The organism is Halobellus marinus, from assembly GCF_032113415.1.
In the GTDB taxonomy this organism is placed as follows: Archaea; Halobacteriota; Halobacteria; order Halobacteriales; family Haloferacaceae; genus Haloquadratum; species Haloquadratum marinus.
In genome coordinates, this window is sequence record NZ_CP134946.1 from 1,390,734 (window position 1) to 1,412,129 (window position 21,396).

The 21,396-nt window shown below is 62.6% G+C and carries 17 protein-coding genes and 1 tRNA gene; 8 read left to right on the forward strand and 10 right to left on the reverse strand.

Going from position 1 to position 21,396, the window contains the following annotated elements; all coding sequences use genetic code 11:
* Positions 1 to 19: 19 nt before the first annotated feature.
* Complete coding sequence (locus RJT37_RS07115; RefSeq protein ID WP_313688968.1) at positions 20 to 439, forward strand: hypothetical protein; 420 nt, start codon at positions 20 to 22, stop codon at positions 437 to 439.
* A 101-nt stretch (positions 440 to 540) separates the two neighbouring features.
* Positions 541 to 614 (forward strand) — tRNA-Phe (locus RJT37_RS07120).
* Between the two features lie 12 nt (positions 615 to 626).
* Here the strand turns inward: RJT37_RS07120 and RJT37_RS07125 are convergent.
* On the reverse strand, positions 627 to 2,132 hold the full coding sequence (locus tag RJT37_RS07125) for a pentapeptide repeat-containing protein (protein WP_313688969.1): 1,506 nt from the start codon (positions 2,130 to 2,132) through the stop codon (positions 627 to 629).
* Positions 2,133 to 2,472: 340 nt separating this feature from the next.
* Entirely contained in the window at positions 2,473 to 2,898 is a 426-nt protein-coding gene (locus RJT37_RS07130; protein ID WP_313688971.1) for a universal stress protein, read from the reverse strand.
* 95 nt (positions 2,899 to 2,993) lie between these two features.
* On the opposite strand from RJT37_RS07130, the gene RJT37_RS07135 reads away from it, so the two are divergent.
* Complete coding sequence (locus RJT37_RS07135; RefSeq protein WP_313688973.1) at positions 2,994 to 3,155, forward strand: hypothetical protein; 162 nt, start codon at positions 2,994 to 2,996, stop codon at positions 3,153 to 3,155.
* A 25-nt stretch (positions 3,156 to 3,180) separates the two neighbouring features.
* On the opposite strand, the gene RJT37_RS07140 is transcribed toward RJT37_RS07135, so the two are convergent.
* The 4 genes from RJT37_RS07140 to RJT37_RS07155 form a co-directional block, all read right to left on the reverse strand.
* Complete coding sequence (locus RJT37_RS07140) at positions 3,181 to 3,795, reverse strand: glycosyltransferase family 2 protein (protein WP_313688975.1); 615 nt, start codon at positions 3,793 to 3,795, stop codon at positions 3,181 to 3,183.
* Entirely contained in the window at positions 3,693 to 4,379 is a 687-nt protein-coding gene (locus tag RJT37_RS07145) for a glycosyltransferase family protein (RefSeq protein WP_313688977.1), read from the reverse strand. Before RJT37_RS07145 ends, RJT37_RS07140 begins: the two co-directional genes overlap by 103 nt.
* A gap of 221 nt (positions 4,380 to 4,600) precedes the next feature.
* Positions 4,601 to 5,146: a hypothetical protein gene (locus RJT37_RS07150; RefSeq protein ID WP_313688979.1), complete on the reverse strand. Its 546-nt coding sequence runs from the start codon at positions 5,144 to 5,146 to the stop codon at positions 4,601 to 4,603.
* Between the two features lie 496 nt (positions 5,147 to 5,642).
* Complete coding sequence (locus tag RJT37_RS07155) at positions 5,643 to 9,551, reverse strand: PAS domain S-box protein (protein ID WP_313688981.1); 3,909 nt, start codon at positions 9,549 to 9,551, stop codon at positions 5,643 to 5,645.
* A gap of 261 nt (positions 9,552 to 9,812) precedes the next feature.
* On the opposite strand from RJT37_RS07155, the gene RJT37_RS07160 reads away from it, so the two are divergent.
* From RJT37_RS07160 to mtnP, 5 genes are all read left to right on the forward strand, one after another.
* Positions 9,813 to 11,078, forward strand: coding sequence for a hypothetical protein (locus RJT37_RS07160; RefSeq protein WP_313688983.1), 1,266 nt, complete (start codon positions 9,813 to 9,815; stop codon positions 11,076 to 11,078).
* A gap of 105 nt (positions 11,079 to 11,183) precedes the next feature.
* A complete protein-coding gene (gene serS / locus RJT37_RS07165) occupies positions 11,184 to 12,533 on the forward strand; it encodes a serine--tRNA ligase (RefSeq protein ID WP_313688985.1) in 1,350 nt (449 codons plus the stop codon).
* A 288-nt stretch (positions 12,534 to 12,821) separates the two neighbouring features.
* The gene (locus tag RJT37_RS07170; RefSeq protein WP_313688987.1) at positions 12,822 to 13,535 is read left to right on the forward strand and encodes a phosphoribosyltransferase; all 714 of its coding nucleotides are present in this window, start codon (positions 12,822 to 12,824) and stop codon (positions 13,533 to 13,535) included.
* Between the two features lie 85 nt (positions 13,536 to 13,620).
* Positions 13,621 to 14,577: an AEC family transporter gene (locus RJT37_RS07175; protein WP_313688989.1), complete on the forward strand. Its 957-nt coding sequence runs from the start codon at positions 13,621 to 13,623 to the stop codon at positions 14,575 to 14,577.
* A 113-nt stretch (positions 14,578 to 14,690) separates the two neighbouring features.
* Positions 14,691 to 15,551 carry an S-methyl-5'-thioadenosine phosphorylase gene (mtnP, locus tag RJT37_RS07180; RefSeq protein WP_313688991.1) on the forward strand — a complete coding sequence of 287 codons (861 nt, stop codon included), beginning with the start codon at positions 14,691 to 14,693 and terminating at the stop codon, positions 15,549 to 15,551.
* Between the two features lie 163 nt (positions 15,552 to 15,714).
* On the opposite strand, the gene RJT37_RS07185 is transcribed toward mtnP, so the two are convergent.
* From RJT37_RS07185 to smc, 4 genes are all read right to left on the reverse strand, one after another.
* Positions 15,715 to 15,966: a type II toxin-antitoxin system HicA family toxin gene (locus tag RJT37_RS07185; protein ID WP_313688993.1), complete on the reverse strand. Its 252-nt coding sequence runs from the start codon at positions 15,964 to 15,966 to the stop codon at positions 15,715 to 15,717.
* Entirely contained in the window at positions 15,966 to 16,235 is a 270-nt protein-coding gene (locus RJT37_RS07190; protein WP_313688995.1) for a type II toxin-antitoxin system HicB family antitoxin, read from the reverse strand. The genes RJT37_RS07185 and RJT37_RS07190 overlap by 1 nt, the downstream gene beginning before the upstream one ends.
* A gap of 519 nt (positions 16,236 to 16,754) precedes the next feature.
* Positions 16,755 to 17,783: a segregation/condensation protein A gene (locus RJT37_RS07195; RefSeq protein WP_313688997.1), complete on the reverse strand. Its 1,029-nt coding sequence runs from the start codon at positions 17,781 to 17,783 to the stop codon at positions 16,755 to 16,757.
* Positions 17,776 to 21,372 (reverse strand): chromosome segregation protein SMC, encoded by a 3,597-nt coding sequence (gene smc, locus RJT37_RS07200; protein ID WP_313688999.1) that lies wholly within the window; start codon positions 21,370 to 21,372, stop codon positions 17,776 to 17,778. The genes RJT37_RS07195 and smc overlap by 8 nt, the downstream gene beginning before the upstream one ends.
* Positions 21,373 to 21,396 lie beyond the last annotated feature (24 nt).

Below are 21,396 nucleotides of genomic sequence, written 5' to 3' on the forward strand. Positions count from 1 at the left end.
CAGCCTACGCCCGGCTGAGATGTCGAACGGGAGTTCGAGTCTGGACTGGCCGAGTGATTTCGCCCGGACGGATCCGGCCGACCGCGAGCCGTATCCGCACAACTTCCGGGTCGAACTCCGGGAGGCGTTCAGGAACGTCCTCGCGGAGTTGGAACACAGAGACGTCGAGAACGCTCGCGTCGAGAGCGCGGCGAATCACCTCGTGAACGATCCGAATATACCCTACGCGGACGCGAACCCCGACGATCCTGGCGTCGTGGCTTACTACAGCAAGGGCGGTCAGGAGTTCGCCGTGCCCTGTGACCGCTGGGACAGTTTGCGGGACAACGCTCAGGCGATCGCGAAGTATCTGGACGCGAAGCGGGCGCTGGAACGGTACGGCGTCGAGACGGTCTCCGGCACGTCGGAGATGGTGACGCAGGTGTACTCTTCGGGGTGACAACGACGGTTGTCGGCGGCGCCTCTGCAAAAAAGGAGGATCGATCGACGCCGACCCTTTCGAAACGCTTTTTTATATACTCGGCGTCGCTTCGACTGCGCGCCGCCTTAGCTCAGACTGGGAGAGCACTCGACTGAAGATCGAGCTGTCCCCGGTTCAAATCCGGGAGGCGGCATTCTCCCACTTTTCACCGCGCCGCTCTTCGACCGAGGATGAAAACGAGCAGTGCGAGCATCACTGCTCCAAGGGCCGTTTCGATCGTCGTCAACAGTCGGCCAAAGCCGACTGGCTGGAAGTCGACGAAGCCGAGAGCAGTGTACGTCAACGTCGAGTAGTACACCGAGTTTAGAATCTCCGCAGGATTAGCCGCAATCTGTGCGTAGGTGATTGGGTCACCGTCTGTCGGTTTCATCCATCCGCCGAGCGGGTACAGGAGTGCAAACGAGAAGATGATACCGAGACTCCAGGCGACCACTCGCCACGGACTTTCACCGTACAGGAGTGTCGCTCGTGCGACCTTTGCCCGGCTTCCCCTTGCGACATTGATGAGCCATCCGAGAGGGGTGGCAGCATCCGACGCATTATTCCAGTATTGCTTTTTTTGGAGGTCTTGTCGGCGGACAAAGCACACTGACTGTAGTTGAGGGCGTGCGGCACGCCTCCCGAGTTCTTCGAGCGCCCGGTAGACACTCTTGCCGCTATCAATATCCTCAGACTTGTATTCTCCAGAATAGTTCGGGTCGTAAGCGATGTATTCTCTCCGAAAAATGTCTGTAATCGTCTCTAGCCCTGAGTCCGTATCTCGACTGTTCTCAGGGGAGCCGAGAAGCTTGGTCTCGCTATCGATTCGGAGATCTCCCAAAACGGCTCCGGAGAGGTGGGCACCTCTCAAATCTGCACCTAATAGCGTCGCACGACTTAGGAGCGCAGCTTCGAGGTTCGCACCCCGTAGATCTGCGTGATTAAAATTAGCCTCAGTTAAGTCAACTTGGCGAAAATTCACCCCTGGTTTCGAAGCTAACAGTGTTCGTTCCTCAGTGATACCGAACTCAACTGCGTTGAAAATTGTTTCACCCTTGAAAGTAGCCGTCCGGAAATTCGCACTCCCCTCGAACGTCGCCCCAGAGAAGTTAGCTAACTTCTCAAAAGTTGTTTGGACACAGGACATAGACAGGAATTTGGCACTACCGAAATACACGTCGTCTTTGAATGTCGAATTCCAGATTTGGACTCCCTCGGAGAACGTTGCTCCCAGAAACCGAACTTCTGTGTGTACCTCGATGGTATCTAACCCGAACCGTCCCGTGAACCGGGCGTGAGACAGGTCAATCTGTACTTCAGTATCCGTGTTGTGCCCGAACTGTTCGTTTGATAGAGTCAATTCACCGAATTTTGCTCCTATGAACTGAGTACTCCGAGCTGATCGTTCGGAATGATCGTTCGCATCAATTTGGTTTATTTCTTCCAAAAACCTATTCGTTACGTCCTCACTATCTTTCTTATCGAGATCTTGGTGGAAAAGACAACATTTCTTATTTTTATCATTATATCCTATAGATTCGCGGGGGCATTTCCAAGTCCCATCCGTCAAGACTTCGGGAAGGGCACGACACTCCTCACCTTCTTTCCCACCCCACGTCTCGGGATCCTCCGGGTCGAGTACATATTCGCAGGTTCCATCTGCGTCTGACATACCTCTGGCAAGTATTGATGCCTCCTTTAAATTGGCTACCGAAAGGCCTGATTGTCATTTTCGCGTCGTCTTTTCCGGCGAGGTTTATAACCCGGGAGGCGGAATTTTTCCTGCGAATGAAGTGAGCAGTGAAACTGCTACTTGAGTGGATTTCAACCAGACGAGTCGCAGCCCGCGCAGCGTAGCGAGCAGGAACGTCTCGGCAAGGTTCACGATACGGGAGGCGGCACTTCTCTGAATCCGACTGCCGAGTCAACGCAGCGGCAACGTCACGCTCCCGACTTGAATCGTCGCTCGCGTCTCTCACGGACGACAGTACCCGGTTCGAGCGGTGGCACGATTAAACGAGCAAGAGCGGCTCGTCGATCCGACGGGCAACCTCGTGGGCGATGTGACCGAGATGGACCGTTTCGTAACCGCTTTCGCCGTGCGTGCCCAGAACAACCAGTTCGATCTCGTGGTCGTCGACGTACTCGAGTATCTTCTGGTGGGGGTTGCCCCGCTCGACGCGGGTCTCGACGTAGCCCACCGAGGAGTCGTACGCCTGTTTTTCGAGGTTCGAGACGATTCCGTGGCCCTCCTCCTCGAGGTCGTCGATCATCCTTTCGAGCTCTGCCTCCGGTTTGTCGGCAGAGAACTGCTCGGTATCAGCCACGTAAAGCAGGTGCAGATCCGCGTTGAACAGAGTGGCCAACTCGATCGCTCGCTCGACAGCGTTTTTCGCGCCGTCGCTGCCGTCGGTCGGGGCGAGAATCGTTTCGTACATAGCTAGCGTTTCGCTGCCTAGATAGTAGTTTGTTGGGGTGACACACGCCAATTCTTGCCCGCGCTATTATGTGAATCGGCGCTAAATTCACGACTATGGCACCCGACGTCGATCCGGGCACTGGTCTGCCGAAGAGCCTCGAGGAGCTGTTGGAACAGCACGAACCCGAGACGGTCGTGGCGATCCGCGACTACTGTGATCAGTTGCTGGAGAACTACGAACTCGAAGAGGATCTCGACGAACGAACCTACGGCTAACTGATTGTTGAATACGACCGTCGGATCACCTGTCCCCGACTTTCTTCGTCACGCGGAAGCTGGTCGGCGGACTGAGGATGCCCGCGACGGTCCCCATCGAATGGATGATAATCACGAGCGGGGCCAGCGGCAGCGCCAGCGCCCAGCCGATGCTGTCGACGCCGTAGTACTGCACCCCCCGGAGATACCAGAACAGGGTCAAAAGCCCCAGCGAGAACGAGGCGGCGGCGAACAGCCCGCCGGCCCCGACGCCGATACCGAGAAGCGAAAGCGGCACGACGATCAGTGTCACGATCGGCGAGAGCGCCCACGCGTAGTTGCGGACGCGGGTGAGCACTTGATAACCGAACGGCAACGCGGAGGAAGCCTCGATGTTGCCGGCCGACCAGCGGCGGCGCTGCTGGGTGATCTCGGTCAAGGACGGCGGCGCTTCGTTCCGGCAGGTCGCCGTCGCAAGCTCGAAGGAGAAGTCCTCGAGTTTCTGGGCGGCGGCCCACACGAACGCGGTGTCCTCGACGATCGTCTCGCGGTCCCAGGTCACCTCGTCTTCGACGGTTTGCTTGACCGCGATACCGCCACCCCAGGCGAAAAGCGGGATCGAGAGGCGGGCGAACGCGCGCTGCTCGATCTGGACGCCCATCCGGTAGACATCAGCCAGATACGAGAGCACCGAATCGGTGCGACGGGCTGTTCGCGCAATTGGACGATATCCGCGTCTGGAAGTCCCTCGAACGACTCGAGGTGGCTGTCCTCGTCGAGGTAGAGGACGAACTCCCGGTCGTTCGTGAGCGTCTGGCGGGCCCACTCGAGCGCCCGTCCTTTCCGGACGGCCGCACACGAGAAATTATCGGGAACGACCTGGACGGTCGCGCCAGCGACGTCGATATCGGCCTCAGCGACGACGTGGACGTCGTCGAACTCGGCCGGCAGCGAGTTCACGGTGGCCTGCACGACGTCTTCGGTGTCGACCGTGAGGATGCGAACCTGTATTTCGCTTTCCCCGTAGACAGGAGCCGGCGGTTCGTAGCCCACGCCGACGACGTATGTGAGGACGATCCAGACGAACGCCGTAGCGATAAACAGTACCGTCGTCCCCAAAAGAAGGAGCTCGAAGGTGTTGTGCCAACCGACGAAACCGAGGGTCAAAGACGGTGCGAGTACCGCGATCGCGGTGAGAACGAGCACCGCGACGACCCCGGTCAGCGAGAGGCGTTCTGCTGTCATCGTACTTCGATCGAGGGGTCGGAGCTATTTAGCGCGGCGACACCGTGAGCACGTCTTGCCTGTGAATCGGGCCCATTCAGCCCGAGATGTCCCCTTGTTTCGGACCAGACGGTGGTTGACCGTTTTGATCCGTAATCGAGTGGCCGTCGTCTGGACGGTTCCGCGGCCGCGCAAGATCCTGGGAAGCGACGATGGAGAACGTGAGCCGCTGTGGGCGCCGTTCAGGACCTAGCCTCTTTCGCGACTGTCTCTACGGTGGAACAGAACGCTTCGATGCAGTGTGAGTGTACCAGCGGGACTGTATATATGTCCGACACACCGAGAAAGCCGTCCGTTTTGTCGATCGACTCTCCGCACATCACACAGGTTACGTCGCGCACCTCGGTCCGGTTCTCGGACAGTTCCGTGAAGCACTTGAGTTCGATCTCTCGTCGGAACACCTCTCCCTCGACAGCGGCGATGCGTACCGGCTCTGTCTCCTCGAACGATACTCGTTCCAGATCACGGCAGAGCGTCTCGACACCCTCGGTGGAGATATAGAAACTCTCCGACGCTTCGTTGGATTGGATCCGCACCGCTTCTGTGCCGTCAGAGAGGTCTTCGCCCGTCACGAAGCACTCCGCACCGTAGACTGCGTTGTTCTCGGTCGCTTCCTCGAGGAGAATCGTACTTTGTTCTAAGGATGTTTGTGTTCCCATATCTTGTCTCTTTGACTTGGGGATCGAGTCTGCCGACACGAGGGAGATAACCCTGGCGAGCGCACTCATCGTGCTGTGTGAGTGTGTCGCCTCTGATCCCACTCTTGATAGAAAGAGTGAGGGGCTTCGGATTAACTGCTACTATGAGGCGTACAAACCTCAATGATTGCTATATAGTGGAATATAGACGGAGATCATCTCGCCTGACGATCGAACGTGGAAGTGGAGAGTCCGTTTCGGTACAAAGAGCACTCATACTGTCGGACGTAAGTTCGTGGAACATTTCGGCACCTCGTTGTGCCGAGAATTTCCGGATAGTTACGTCCGACAGTATCAGTTCACCTATAGTAGCGTTTGCAAGTCTTCACTCACACGATCGCACGCAGTCGTGCGATCGGATGTGCAATCAGTTGCAAACGCTACTATAGCATCCGACCGCGGCCAGTGTTGTACTGGTCGCCGTCGTGTGTCGTACTGGGAACCGTCAGTATTGTACTGGCTCTAGTTTCGAACTGATAGCCGCCGGTATTGTTCTGCTCTCCGTCCGTACTGTCTCGCTTGTCGCCTAGCCGGACTCCTCGAACTCGAATCGTGCCCCCCCGTCGGTCCCCGCCGTCGCGGAGACGGTCCAGCCGTGTGCCTTTGCAATGTCGGCCACGATCGAGAGGCCGAAGCCGGTTCCGCCGGTGCTATACGTCACGCCGTGATCGAATACGCCCTCCCGCTTTTCGGGTGGAATGCCGTCACCGTCGTCCTCGACGTAGAATCCTGGGGCCCGTTGCAGTTGCCCGACGGTGACCGTAACCTCGTCGCCACCGTGCTCGATGGCATTTCTGAAGAGGTTCTCGAAGAGTTGCGTCAATCGCCCTTCCTCCCCGGCAACCGTCGGAACCGGATCCTCAACCGTCAGCGTGGCCTCGTCGGTATCGACGTATCCCCACGCTTCCGTCGCGATCGTCCTGAGATCGACCTGTTCCGGATCTTCGATTGTCGTGTCCCCGCGAGCCAATGTGAGAAGATCCGCGATGAGCCGCTCCATCCGGGTGTGTGCCGACTCGACTTTCCCGAAGTGCTGTGCGTTCCCCGTCTCCTCGGCGAGTTCGAGAAACCCTGCCGCTACCGTGAGTGGGTTCCGGAGGTCGTGTGCGACGACGCTCGCGAACTGATCGAGTCGCTCGTTCTGTCGCTGGAGCCTGCGCTCCCGTCGGACACGCGCGAGGGCCGCCTCGACAGTCGCCCCGAGTATTCGGAAGAGATCGGTGTCGGTGTCGGTAAAGGTCTGCTGCGACTGCGAACTCGCGACGAGCAGTCCGTACTCGCCCAGCGGAAGCAGAATCTCGCTTCGGAGATCCGTCTCCGGGTTGTGGAGCGTCTGTTGGGAGTGGATATCGTCGTACAGTTGCAGTTCGCCGGACTCGAAGGCCTCCCACGCGAGACTGTCCCCGGGCGTGAACCGTGGCGACTCGCCGAACAGTTCCCGGCCTGCTTCCGTCTCCGTGATGGGTACAAGCGCCGTTTGTTGTTCGTCGTACTCCCAGATTCCGGCGATCTCGAACTCGAGTATGTCCTCGGCAGCGGCAACGGCGATATCGCCGACTTCTTCGCTCGACACCGCTCGGCTGAGTTCCTGTGCTGTCTCCTGGAGGTCACGGAGGGTCTTCTCCAACTGTTTCTGTTCGGTGATGTCTTCGAGGACGGCGAGGACGCTCGTCACCGTTCCATCCGTGTTCGTGAGCGGCGCAACAGACAGCAGTAAATCCAACTGCGCACCGTCTTTTGTCTCTCGCTGAACTTCTTTTCCACGTATCCGTTCACCGCTCAGCGCACGCTGCCGGTGTGTTTTGAACTCGCCTCGCTGATCGTCGGGAATCATCGGATTGAATTCACCGATGACCTCCTCCGGCGACCACCCGAACATCTCCTCGGCTCCTTCGTTCCAGAGGACCACGGTGCCGTCCCTGTCGATCTCCATAATCGTGAGCGGGACCGCCTCGATGAGCGACTCCAGTCGCTGATTCGTGGCCTCGAGTTCCCCTTGTCGTTCGACCTGTTCCGTGATGTTCCGCGCGATGCCGACGATCCGTACGATCTCGTCATCGACGATGACGGGCGCGAGGCTCGTCTCCCAGAATCGCGCGTCGGGAGCGACGTCCAACTCCTCGCGGTACGAGATCGGTTCACGGTTCTCGACACAGCGACTGTAGTTCGCTTCGAGTTCTCCGCCGCGGTCCGCGCCGAAGACGTCCCGCGGTGTCCGGCCGCGAACCGCCTCGGTCGTGAGCCCGGTCTGTTCCTCGTATCCGGGACTGAGCCGGGCGAACTCGAATGTCTCTCCTTCCCCGGTCGAGTCGACGTCGAGAAGGAATATCGCATCTCCCGAGCTATCCAGCAGTGCTTCGTATTCCTCTGCGAGTTCCTGATACTCGCGTCGCTGGGCTTTCCGCACTGTGATGTCCTGGAAGACCCCACGGAGCACGGAGTCCCGCTTTTCTGTCTCGTCGACGCGCTCTCCCCACGCACGCACGTCACGGACTTCCCCATCAGCCCGGACCAAGCGGAGATCGAGATCGTAGGGCTCTCCGTCCTGGATCGCTCGCTCGACTGCGTCCGCCACCGTCTCTCTATCGTCGGGGTGATAGAATTCGATCGCCTCGTCCAGGGTCGGCTCGTAGTCGTCTTCGACGCCGTGGATCCGACGGACGCCGTCCGACCACTCGAGGTCGCCCCTCGATGGGTAATACTCCCAGACGCCGATCTCCGCGATGTCCTGGATCCGATCGAAGAGGAAATCCTGCCGCTTGAGTTCGGTCCGGTCCCGATCTCGCGAAATCTCTGCGCCCACGAGTTCCGCCAACAGTTCGATGAAGGTTTGTTCGAGCGTGCCGAACGGTGCGGTTCGTGTCGTTGGGCTCGAGAAATTGACCGTTCCGTACCGCTCGCCGTCGACGACGAGTGGTGTGCCGATGTACGATTCCAGCCCGAGTTCACGGTAGGCAGGGTGGGTCGATTTCCCGTCGGCAACCGCATTCGCGAAGGAATAGACACTCTCAGTTTCGACGACGTCCTCGCAGTACGTCGATTCGAGGTCGAATTGATCCCCGGATTCGATGTCGGCAGCCGGTGCGTGGACGGCCCTGACTGTGTAGTCGCCTTCCTGAATGTGCGAGACGATCCCGACCTCCAGATCCAGCGTCTGACAGCCGATGTCCAGCAGCTGCTGGAGGCGCGTCTCGGCGGAGACGTCGCTCGCTGCCATCGCGGCCTGCAGTCCCCGAAGCGCATCCCGTTCCCGCTCTAACTGTCGTTTGACCTCGGTCTGTTCGGTGACGTCCCGTGCGACGACGAGCACCTGTTGCTTTCTGCTGCTCCGAAACGGGGTGAGACGGACGTCGAACGTCCCCTCGTTGTCCCCGCTCGTCTCGAGATCGATTTGCAGGTCCGTCTCGTAGAGATCGGGAAGGCCATCGTCGGCCTCGATACCATCGAGCGTCGAGTCGACTGCCGCCGAGAATCGGTCTCGGTCTTCCTCGGCAACGCGGTCATCGACGACCGTTTCCAGCGACTGTCCCTCGAGTGCCGCCGACTCCTCACCGACGATCAGCCGTTTTGCGGCTCGATTCGCAAACTCCACTACGCCCTCGTCGTCGATGACGAACACCATATCGTGGATGTTTTGCAGGATGGTTTCGCTGCGCTCCAGTTCCAGTTCTCGCTCTCGCTCTGCCGTGATCTCCCGTGAAAAGACGGTCAGACCGTCGTCATCCGGGAACACCCGCACTTCGACCCAGTAGTCGAACGGCGGCCCCAGATGCTGTTCGAAGGCCATTGTTTCACCGGTCTCCATCGCAGTTCGATATCGCTCTTCGAGCGTCGTTCCGACGATCGACGGGAACGACTCCCAGAGTGTGGTCCCTACCACAGTTTCCGGGGTCCGGCCGACACGCTCGGCCATCTTCTCGTTCATATACTCGATGCGCCAGTCCTCGTCGACGGCGTAGATCGCGTCAGTCGCGCGCTCCAGCGTCCGCTGGAACCGATCGGACATCCGCTGGGCGACTTGCTCTTTGCGGGCCGCTTCGACGAGTGTCTGAATTCGGTGTGCGAGGCGCTCGAAACTATTCCCTTCCGAGTGGATCGGAAGATAATCCGATACGCCTGCCTGCGTCGCTTCGCTCGCGATCTGTTCGCTTCCCCGCCCTGTGAACAGGATCGTCGGTACGTCGTGCCCTTCCGATCGCAACCGGTCCAGCAGGTCGAGGCCCGTTCCGTCCGGCAGCGAATAGGAGGTGACGACACAATCGATCGCAGCGGTCGTGAGCGCCTCGAAGGCCTCGTCGGCTGTCTCGACGACCGTGATCTCGAATTCGGGGTCGGTGTTCCGGAGCTTTGCCCGGGCTAATTCGGCAAAATCGCTGTCGCCGTTCACATATAAGACACGAATCGATGAAATAGTTGTGGCATTCGACTGAGACATTACTAACCCTAAACAGTGCAACCATATTAATCGATTGTAGCGGTTCTCACGGGTGATCTTTCGATCCCGATATCATCATTGGAATTATCATATAGTACTACGGCGAAGTACGATTCGGCGCTTGCCGTTGAACGTGCGCGAGGACTGACCGCACGAGGAGTCCACGAGCGTGGGACGTCGCTCTCGGCCGGTACTACTCGGCGTCGACAGTCGGTTCAGCGCAGCTTTATATCACTGTCACAACAATCGCGTCCCGTGCCGGTGACCCGCCGAGAACTGCTGGCCGCGCTCGGCTCGGCAACGTCAGCGTCAGCCGGCTGTGCGGGATCCCCGGACGCAGCGACCCATACTGGCACGCCGACTGTACCGCCCACGGGAGCGAGCTACGCGTACACGCATCTGCAGCCCAGCGGTAACCGGTTCATCCCAGGGCGTGGCTCGGTCGCGGACGCCGACCCAGTCGATATCGCTGTCGACGGCCGACCGGCGTGGCTGCTTGCGTTCGGGAACGCCGCGAGCTACTGGACGATCGTCACGACGGACGGTACGGCGACGACTCACCGGGTCAGCGAGGGACGTAGCGAGCGCGTCGGGACACACGACCGCGTGCCGCAACCGCCGCTGGGGTTCCGGGCAGATGGGGGCATTGCATTCGTCGACAGGCCCGCAGACTGCGCCGATTTCACCCATCCAGTCGTGAGCGAGGACAGGCTGGTGTACGTTGCGGCGGATGGCGACCTCGTGATCCACCGGGCGGACGGGAACAGGAGGCTGTCCGTGAACGCGCCGGTGGACGCTCGCCTCGTCGCGGTCGACGCTGACCGGTACGCCCTCTACGGTGCGCAAACCGACCGCTACAGACACGGTGCACTGGGGGACAGCACGGAGGGCGGCAGCCTGCTCGTCGTCGACGCTGCAAGCGGGACTGTCGACGTCGAAGTCACGCTCGATCCGCCGGCGGTGTTCGAGGGGCTGTGGCCACTCGTGGCCGACGTCGACGGCGACGGCGACAGCGAACTGGTGACGACCGTCTCGGATTCGACCGCCGGCGCACGTATCAGGGTGTACGGAGCCGACGGACGCGAACTCGCGACCGGTCCCGTCTACGGATCGGGCTGGCGCCACCGGCTCTGTGTCGCGCCGTTCGGTCCGGCCGGGCGACCGGAACTGGCGGTGGTCAGAAAGCCCCACGTCGACCGGACGGTCGAGTTCTACCGACTCGCCGATGGCGAACTGACCATCACCGCGACCGCTCGGGGATACGCCAGCCACACATACGGATCCAGGAACGTCGACGGCGCGCTCGCTGCTGATCTTGACGACGATGGCCGCCGTGAACTACTGGTTCCGACGACAGACCGACGGACGCTGGCGACAGTGCGCCGCACCGACACCGGCATCGAGACGCCGTGGTCGCTCGCTCTCGGCGGATCGCTCGCGACGAACGTGACTGGTGTCGCACTCGACGGTGACCGGCTCGCGGTCGGCGCGGGGACACCCGACGGCGTTCGCGTCTGGCAGGGCTGACGAGCCCCCGCGCCCCGCTGAAGTCGTTGCCGGTTCACAGCCCCGTAGACGGCAGGGATCGCCCTTGCACATCATTTAAGCACCGGTTGGCTATACTAACCACATATGTTAGACCGGAGTACTATCAGGGACCACCCCGAGGAGGTCAGAGCGTCCCTGGAGAAACGCGGCGACGAGGACGTCGACCTCGACGCGTATCTGGAACTCGACGACGAGTGGCGGGAGCTGAAACAGCGCGGCGACGACCTCCGGCACCGCCGCAACGAGATCAGCGACCGGATCGGCACCCTCCAGCAGGAGGGCAAATCCGACGAGGCCGAGGAACTCATCGAGGAGTCCAAGGAGCTGAAAAGCGAGATCGAGGAGATCGAGGAGCGTGCAGAGGAACTCGAAGCCGAACTGGAGGACCGGCGGCTCCGTATCCCGCAGATTCCCCACGAGAGCGTCCCCGCCGGCGAGGACGAAACCGACAACGTCGAGGGGCGACGCGAGGGATTCGACGACCTGCGTGACCTCCCAGCGGAGGTCGTTCCCCACTACGAACTCGGCGAGGAACTGGGCATCATCGACGAGACACGCGCACGAAAGACCTCCGGCAGCGGTTTCTACTTCCTGAAGGGTGACGGCTCCCGACTGGAGCACGCGCTGATCCAGTTTATGATGGACATCCATCGGGAGCAGGACTACGTCGACGTCTTCCCGCCGATACTGACGGATTCGGACTCGATGACGGGGACCGGACAGCTCCCGAAGTTCGACGAGGACGCCTACAAGGTCGAGGGTGAGGACCTGTGGCTGTGTCCCACCGCGGAGGTGCCGGTGACGAATATGCACCGCGACGAGATCCTCCTCTCGGAGGACCTCCCGCTCAAGTATCAGGCGTACACCCCGAACTTCCGGCGCGAGGCGGGCGAACACGGGACTGCGACCCGCGGGATCGTCCGCGTTCACCAGTTCAACAAAGTCGAGATGGTGAACTTCGTGACGCCGGAGGACAGCTACGACGACTTCGACCGGCTGCTCGACGAGGCCGAGGAGGTGCTCCGACGCCTCGACCTCCCCTACCGGACGCTGGACCTCTGTACCGGCGACCTGGGGTTCAAGGCGGCAAAGCAGGTCGACCTCGAAGTCTGGGCGCCCGGCGACGATATGGAGGACGGCCCCGAACAGGGCGGCCGCTGGCTCGAAGTGTCGTCGGTTTCGAATTTCGAGGCGTTCCAGGCGCGGCGGGCGGGGATCCAGTACCGGCCGGAACACCACGAATCCGCGGAGTATCTCCACACCCTGAACGCCTCGGGGCTGGCGCTGCCGCGCGTGATGGTCGCGATCATCGAATATTACCAGAACGCGGACGGCACCGTGACTGTTCCAGAAGCCCTCCGCCCGTATCTCGGCGGCCAAGAGGTCATCGAAGGCCGCAAGCACGTCGGCGAGTCGTCGCTGGGCGAGGATTGATACTGATTACTCTCACTTTTCACCGAGGAGCGCCGCCAACGGGAATGACAGTCGGCGGGAAGAGACGAGAGTAATCAGTATGACTCGGTCGAGACCATTCGCGGTCGGATCGGTGTGAGCGCCGCCGAACCCGAATCCGTGCGTCCCACCGCCGCGCCGCCGAACCCGAATCCGTGCGTCCCACCGCCGCGCCGCCGAACCCGAATCCGTGCGTCCCACCGCCGCGCCGCCGACCCAGACGAACAGATTAAGGGTGCAGCCGACGCCTTCTCGGAGTGGTGACCGCATATGGGGGACCTGCCAGACGAATTCAACTGCACGATTACCAACTGGGAGTATATTTACGGCCTCTGTCGCGACGTCAGCGATCAGGTGAAGGCCGCGGATTTCGAGCCGGACGTCGTCGTCGCGCTCGCCCGCGGCGGCTGGTTCGCGGGCCGGTGTCTCTGTGACTTTCTCGGGCTGGACGATCTGACCAGCCTGAAGATGGAACACTACGTCGGCACCGCCCAGAAGTCGGGTGAACCGGAGGTCCGCTACCCGATGCCGGAGGGCAGCGTCGCGGGCAAGGACGTTCTCGTAATCGACGACATCGCCGACACCGGCGGCTCGATCGAGCGCGCCCACGAGTACGTGACCGACCGCGACGCCGACGACGTGCGGACGGCGACCCTGCAACTGCTGGGAACGAGCGAGTTCGATCCCGACTTCGTCGGCGAGCGGCTGGAGGAGTGGGCCTGGATCGTCTACCCCTGGAACTTCATCGAGGATCTGATCGACCTGACCGCGGGCGTGATGGAGAAAGCCGACGCCGACATCGTCGACACCGAGGAGATCAGACACCTCCTGTCGGAGTACCACAACATCGACCGGATCGAGATGGAGATCGCCCAACCCGACCGGATGGAGGAGGTACTGACCGAGATGGAACGCCGCGGACACGTCGAGCAGGTCGACGGCGACGGCTGGCGACTCCGCGACAGCGACGGTATCGGGACCTGACTGGGCTGGGAACCTGCCGGACCTGCCGTCCCGAGTCCCCGCCGGCTATCGAAGCGTTTGAGTATCGACTCCAAGTCCCTCCGGTGTGGTCTCTCTGGTCTCCGTCTTCGCGACTGCGATCCTCCCGATCGTCGCCGTCGGCGGCGTGGGCTATCTCCTCGGGCGGTTCCGCGAGATCGACACCGACGGCCTGAACACGGTCATCGTCTACGTCCTCGCGCCGGCGCTCGTCTTTCACAGCCTCGCGACGACGACGCTCGCGGGATCGACGCTCACGAAGATCACGCTCGCCGTCGTGGCGTTCCACGCCTTCGCGATCGTCACCGCCGAGGCCGCCGGCCGCCTGTTCGGCGCGTCGGAGACGGCGCTCGTGGCGCTGATCCTCGTGACCGCCTTCCCCAACTCGGGCAACTACGGCGTGCCGGTCTCGAACTTCGCGTTCGGGACCACCGGGCGCGCGACTGCCGTCGTCTACCTCTCGGTGCAGGCCGTTCTCGTCTGGACGGTCGGCGTGTACATCGCCTCCCGCGGGAGCACCGACAGCCGCCTCGACGGCGTCCGCCGCGTGTTCAGCGTCCCCCTCGTCTACGCGGTCGTCGTCGCACTCGTCGCCCGCGCACTCGATGTGGTCCCGCCGGCCGACTCGACCGCGATGACGACGCTGCAGCTCGTCGGCGACTCGGCGATTCCGGTGATGTTGCTCCTGGTCGGCATCCAGCTCGCCCGCACGGACGTCGGCTCGACACTCTCGGCCATCGGCGGCGTCGTCGGGCTGAAGATGGTCGTCGCGCCGATCCTCGGGATCGCCGTCGCGCTCGTCGTCGGCTTCGGGGAGCCAGTTGTGGCGCGGACGTTCGTGCTCGAATCCGCGATGCCCTCCGCGGTGACGCCGATGATCCTCGTCGGGGAATTCACCGAGGGGGAGGTCGCGGGCGTCCCGGTCGTGGAGTTCGTCTCGGCGGCCATCTTCGCGACGACCCTCGTCTCCGTCGTCACGCTGACCGTTCTCATCGCCGTCCTGCAGAGCGGCGTCGTGATTTGAGAGTCTGTCTCGGATCGGACGGGGCGGTTGCAGCGTCGGCGACGCACCCGCCACGTTATACCGCCGGCGACGCTCCCGCCACGTTTTAGCGCCGTCGCGTGCAGACTCCCACTATGACTATCGGATTCATCGGCGGCAGCGGCATCTACGAGGCCCTGCCGCTCCGGGAGACGCGCGAAGTCGACGTCGAGACACCGTTCGGCGAACCCTCCGCGCCGCTGACGGTCGGGGAGTTCGGCGACACCGGCCGCGAGGTGGCGTTTGTCCCCCGGCACGGCCCCGACCACAGCTACTCGCCGACCACGCTGCCGTACCGCGCGAATATCTTCGCGCTGAAGCAACTCGGCGTCACACACGTCATCGCCTCTAACGCGGTCGGAAGCCTCCGCGAGGACCTCCCGCCGCAGACGCTCGTGATCCCGGATCAAATTTATGACCGGACGAAACACCGCGAGTTGACGTTCTTCGACGAGGACGTCGTCGTCCACCAGCCGTTCGCGGATCCGTACTGTTCGGAACTCGCCGAGATCCTCGCCGATGCGGCCGAATCGGCCACCGACGCCGACGTCGCCCGCGGCGGCACCTACGTCTGCATCGAGGGGCCGCAGTTCTCGACGCGCGCCGAGAGCGAGTTCTACCGCGCGCAGGGGTGGGACGTCATCGGGATGACGACGATCCCCGAGGCGAAACTCGCCCGGGAGGCGGAGATGGCCTACGCCACGGTCGCCGGCGTCACCGACTACGACGTCTGGAAGGAGGAAAGCCAAGTCACCCTCGAAGAGGTGCTGGAGAACGCCGAGCAAAACGAGATCGCGATCAAGGAGACGGTCGAGGCGGCGATCCGGGCGATCCCGGACGACCACGACTGCGACTGTCACACCGCGCTTTCGGGCACGATCAACACACCCGACGCGGCGATCCCCGAGTCGACGAAGGCGGATCTGGCGCCGCTGCTCGGGGACTATCTCGGGTAGGAGGACGGCGAGGATGTCATAGAAGGGTTATCGCACGCGAACGGGAATCGGTCAGTACAGTGAGTATAGTGAACAAATTGATGGAACAGAGACTAATCACGACGTTACTTGTCTGACGCTCTCAAGAACCGGTAGTAACCTGGAATAATCGTTTGATACTTTCTCACGAATTCCGGTCGATCCACGCACAGAAGTCGTCGAAGTCGTTCGCACCTGCGTCCTCGGCAATCTCTCGAAGGGTTCCGATCCGAAGTTCATCGTGGAGCGGCACAGTTACGTTCCGTTGGTCGTCCTCGTTGGTCGGGTGCTCGTAGTACAGCTGAGCGTGATCGCCGGTCGTTCGACGCCAATCGAATCCGCCTGCGTTGACGAGGACCTTGACCACTTCTCGGCCGGAGAACGTCCGTCTCCCCATTACTCCAGGACGTCCGGTGGTCCCTGCTCACCGGTCGTATTATCCTCGGGATCGATTCCCACCTCTTTGAGTTCCTCGTCTGTGGGTTCGCGTCCGGCCTCACCCTTTCGAAGGGCAACAGCGTCATCGAGGTTCTCCAGTGCCAACGTTCGTGAGGTCCCCTGAGTTGTCACTCCCGTTTCGACGTCTTTGGCGATCCACCCATCGTCCTCTCGCCAGAGCCGGATTTCGTCTTCGTGGTTGTCGCCGTCCCACGTTGAGGTAGCCATTACCGATTGTTACGGGATGAAGAGAATAAGTATTTGGTCCGACCGGGTTCTTCGGCGTTCCTACGGCAGCCAAACCGGTGTTGAAAACCTCCGCCGAGTTCCTCGCACGAGAGACGACGAATCGTTCAGTATAACCCACCTTTTTACTGCGTCGGGTCGCGCTGCGCGCGACCGCTCCTTGCAAAAAGCTGGACCAAAAACCGACCGCTCACTCGGCCTTCGGCCTCGCTCGCGGACGCTCTACCCAGGACGTCTACCGTACGATAGCATCCGCAAGCGAACGGAGTGAGCGATCGGTTCCCCGACGGCTCCCGGCGGTCGCCGTCGGGCTTTTTTTGGTGCAGATTTTTTGCGCGAGCGGTCGGCTTCGGCGACCCGAGCGGAAAAAAGGTGCACACGCAGACTCTTACGGCTGATTCGGTTTCCAGACTTTGATAACCATCGCGCCAAGAGTTCTATGACACCCTAGGGGCGGTGTCAAGGTGATCGAAGTCGAGTAGGCGTCGGCGTCGACCGCGCTCAGTCGTCGTCCGCAGCGGGGATGGGCTCTTCTTTCTCCCCTTCGAGCCTCTCTCCCGCTTCTCCGTCTGCTTCCTCTGTCTCCGCCGCCGCTCCCGCTGCGGGAACTTCGTTTTCGTCGGCTTCCTCGGTCGCCGCCTCGGGATCGCGGATCCACAGGTCGCCGAAGAGGTCGTCCTGGTGGAGGTGCACCTCGCCGCGGTGTGAGAGGAAAAGCAGTGAGAGGTACGTCGTCACGGGCGTCTCGGCGGCGCCGCGGACCTCCGCGAAGAGGACCTCGGCGCGGCCGTTGTCGTAGTGTTCGTCGATCGCGTCCTCGACGGCCGCGATCGAGCTTTCGATGTCCTCGGCGTGGGTGGTCCCCGTGACGTCGTGGGCGGTCGGCTCGTCGTCCTCGCGGAACTCGTCGGCCGACCGGTAATCGAGGGTCTGCGTCCCGCGGCTGTGGCCGTGCGGCGACTCCGAGGTGTCGTACTCGCGGCGGCGCTTCCACCACGACTCCCGCTCGGCCTCCCGGAGTTCCCGGACGAGTTCGTCCAGCGTCTCCGGCGACCCCCGCGCGGTTTTGCGTTCGAGGCGGCGATCCATCTCGGCTTCGAGGGCGTCGACGGGGTCGAAGCCGGGTGCCTCGCCGTTCTCGGCTGCACCCCCGCCGCCGGCTTCGGCGATCGGGTCGCTGCCTTCGAGGGCGGCCTCCCACGGCTCCAGTTCCTCCTCGGCCTCCTCGTCGGGCTCCAACAGCGCGTCGCTCTTCATCCGCAGGAGGACCGCGGCGTAAAACAGCGCCCGTCCGGACGTCCGGAGGTCCGTCTCGTCGAGCCGGTCCAGGAAGGCGTCGGTCGCCTCGACGAGGTCGACGTCCCAGGGGTCGATCTCGCCCTCCTCGGCCAGTTGCACGAGGAGCTCTACGGGTTCCACCTCGTCGTCGTCTGCTGTCCCCTGTCCGGGTGTCGCGCCGTCCCGTTTTCGGAGCGGGTCGTCGTCGGCGGCAGGGTGTCCACCCGGGGCGGAACCTGCGGGATCAGTCATCCGCGGGCACCTCCGGTTCCTCGCCGTCACCGAGTTGAATTCCGGTGACTGCGCTAACGTTGTCGCCCTGCATCGTCACGCCGATGGCGCGCTCGGAGCGTTCCAAGAGCGCAGAGCGGTGGGAGACGACGACGAACTGTGCGTCCGCCGAGAGGTCGTCGACCATCTCCCCGACGCGTTCGGCGTTGGCGGCGTCGAGGAAGGCGTCGATCTCATCGAGCGCGTAGAACGGCGCGGGGTTGTGCCGCTGGATGGCGAAGATGAACGCCAGCGCCGTCAGCGACTTCTCGCCGCCGGACATCGCGTTCAGCCGCTGGATCGGCTTGTCCCCGGGCTGGGCCTTCATCGTCAGGCCGCCCTCGAAGGGATCGTCGGGATCCTCCAAGTGGAGTTCGCCCGTCCCATCGGAGAGGCGCTCGAAGATGTCGGTGAAGTTCTCGTTGATCGCGTCGAACGCCCGCATAAACGTCTCCTTCTTCTGCGCCTCGAAGCGGTCGATCCGTTCTTCGATCGCCTCGCGCTCCTCCACGAGGACGTCCCGGCGCTCCTGTAAGTCGTCGAGTTCCGCGCTCACCTCGTCGTACTCGTCGATCGCGAGCATATTCACCGGTTCGAGCGCCTCCATCTCCTCGGTGAGCCGCTCGATTGCCGATTCGACCTCGTCGTGATCGGGGATCTCCTCGGGGTCGTACTCGCCGACGGCCGCTTCGAGTTCGTCGATCTCCCACGACAGCCGCTCGGCCTCCTCCCGCAGTGACTCGACTTTCGCCTCGATCCGGTCGACCTCGTCGCGTTTCTCGTCGCGCTCGCTTTTCGCCGCCCGCAGCGTCGCCTGCAGGTCTTCGCGGTCGGATTTCAGCTCGGCGAGTTCCTCCTCCAGTTCCTCGATGGCCTCGCGCTTCTCCTCGAGGGTCGCCTCGCGGTCTTCGATCGCCGCCTCCTTCTCGCGGATGACGTCGCGGGCGTCGGCCTTCTTCTCCTGGGCGGACTCGATGGTCGATTCGAGGTCCTCGATCGCCTCCTCGGCGTACTGCCGCTCCAGTTGGAGTTCGTTCAGCCGGCCGTCGAGGTCGTCCATCCGGGACTCCTTTTCCTCGATGGTCTCGCGGATCTCGTCGGCCTCGGCGGTGAGTTCGGGAATCTTCGAGTCGGCGAGTTCGGCCTCGAGGTCGTCGATCTCCGCCTGGACGGTCCCGATCTGCTCGTCGAGGTCTGCGATCCCCTCGTCGAGTTCTTGCATCTCCGCGTCGACCTCCGCTCGCTTCTCGCGGAGTTCCTCGATCTCCTCTTCGCGGGCGTCGATTTCGGCTTCGGCCTCCTCGATGTCGGCCTCCGCGTCCTCGATTTCGGCTTCGATCGACCGGACCCGGTCGCGGGCGTCGGTAGCGCGGCTTCGAGCGTCCTCGATGTCCTCCTCGAGTTCGCGGATCTCTGCCTGGAGGCTCCGGCGGCGGTCCTCCAGGTCTTCGATCTCCGCGGCGAGGCGTTCGAGCCGCCCGTCGCCGGACTTCGAGAAGGAGTAGCGCGAGCCGCCGCCGGAGCCGCCGGTCATCGCGCCGGAGCGCTCGACCAGGTCGCCGTCCAGCGTCACCATCCGGTAGTCGCCCATCAGGTCGCGGGCGGTCTCCATATCCTCGACGACGAGCGTCGAGCCCAGCACGTACGAGAACACCGACTCGTACTCGGCGTCGTACTCGACGAGGTTCCGCGCGAAGTCGACGACGCCGGGGGAGTCCGGCAGCGACGGGAGCCCGCGGTCCTCCATCTTCGTGATCGGGAGGAACGTCGCCCGCCCGGCGTTGCGGGATTTCAGGTAGTCGATACAGTCGGAGCCGACGCCGTCGTCGTCGACGACGACGTGGGCGAGCCGGCCGCCCGCGGCGGTCTCGCAGGCGCTCGCGAACTCGCCCTCGACGGCGCCTAGCTGACCGACGGTGCCGTGCACGCCGGAGCGGTCGGCGTTGAGGACGGTCGTGACCGCTCGCGGCCAGGAGTTGTCGCCGTCGTCGCCCGCGCGGGCTTCGAGGGTGGCGTATTCGGACTGTTTCGACTGGATCTCCTCGACGACCTCCTCGAGTTCCTCCTTCCGTTCGGCCTTCTCCGCCCGGAGGTCCTCGACGACGTCCTCGATCTTCGATTCGTTCTTCTCGGCTTTGTCGAGCTCCGAGTGGAGATCCGAGAGTTCGGCCTTCAGATCGGGGAGTTTCTCGCGAAGCTCTTCGATCTCGGCTTCGGCCTCGGAGATCTCCGTCGCCCGTCGCCGCGTGTCGTCGAGCAGCCGGTCTTTCTCGCGCTGGCGGTCGTTCTTCTCGGTTTTCAGCTCCTCGAGGCGCTCTTTCTTCTCCGCGAGGTCCGCCTTGAGTTCGTCGTACTCGGTGTCGACGTCGTCGATCTCGGCTTGGACTTCGGCGAGGTCCGTCTCCAGGGAGCCGATGTCGGATTTCACCGACGCCTTCTCGACTTTCACCTCCCGGATCTCCCCGTCGAGTTCGTCGATCTCCTCGTTCTTCCGGTCGAGCTGGACGAACGCGTTCCGACGCTCGCTTTCGGCCTCGTCGATTCGCTCTTCGGCGGCCTCGATCGCGTTCTCCAGGCGATCGATCTCGCCTTTGACCTCCTCGATCTCGGATTTGATCCGGAGCTGTTCGTCCTCGCCCTTCCGCTCGATCTCCCGGGTCAGTTCGTCGAGTTCGTCCTCCAGACGGCTGACGCGTCCCTGCCGCCGGTCCAGTTCCTCGCGGTGGGCCTCGAGTTTCGATTCGGCCTCCTCGATCCGGGCTTGGGTCGTTTCGAGGTCCTCGCGTTTGTCTTCGAGTTCGGCCGCCTTCTGGTAGCTCTCGTACTCCTCGCGTTCCTCGCGGAGGTCCCGGTACTCCAGGGCGGTTTCGCGTTCGTCGGCCAACTGGTCGAGTCGCGTCTCTTTCTCCTCGATCCGGAGGTCGGCCTCCTCGATACGGCCCTCGACGGCGTCGAGTTCCTCGAAGGCGTCCTCCTTTTTCGCGTCGAACTCCGCGACGCCGGCGATCTCGTCGATGATCCCCCGGCGCTGATGGGCGGTCATGTTGATGATCTCGGTCACGTCGCCCTGCATCACGACGTTGTAGCCCTCGGGGGTGATCCCCGCCTGCGCCAGGAGGTCCTGGATGTCCGAGAGGTTGCACGCGCGGTCGTTGAGGTAGTAGTACGAGTAGTAGTTGTCCTCGGTCTCCTTCACGCGGCGCTTGACCGTGATCTCGGAGACGTCGCCGACGTCCTCGCTGCCGGCGGCGTTGACCACCTGCGAGCGGTCGACGGTTCCGTCGCCGTTGTCGAGGACGACCGTGACCGAGGCTTCTTTCGGGCCGCCGGCCCTGCCGCTCTCCCCGTCTTCGTCGTCGGCGTGGCCGGGATTGTAGATCAGATCGGTGAGTTTCTCGGCGCGGATGCCTCGCGTGCGGGCCAATCCCAGCGCGAACAGCACGCCGTCGATGATGTTCGACTTCCCGGAGCCGTTCGGCCCGGTGACCACAGTGAAGTCCTCGTAGAACGGGATCCGCGTCGTCCGCCCGAAGCTTTTGAATCCGTCAAGGACGAGCTCTTTGATGTGCATAGGTTGCTCGTAGCGGGCGGACGC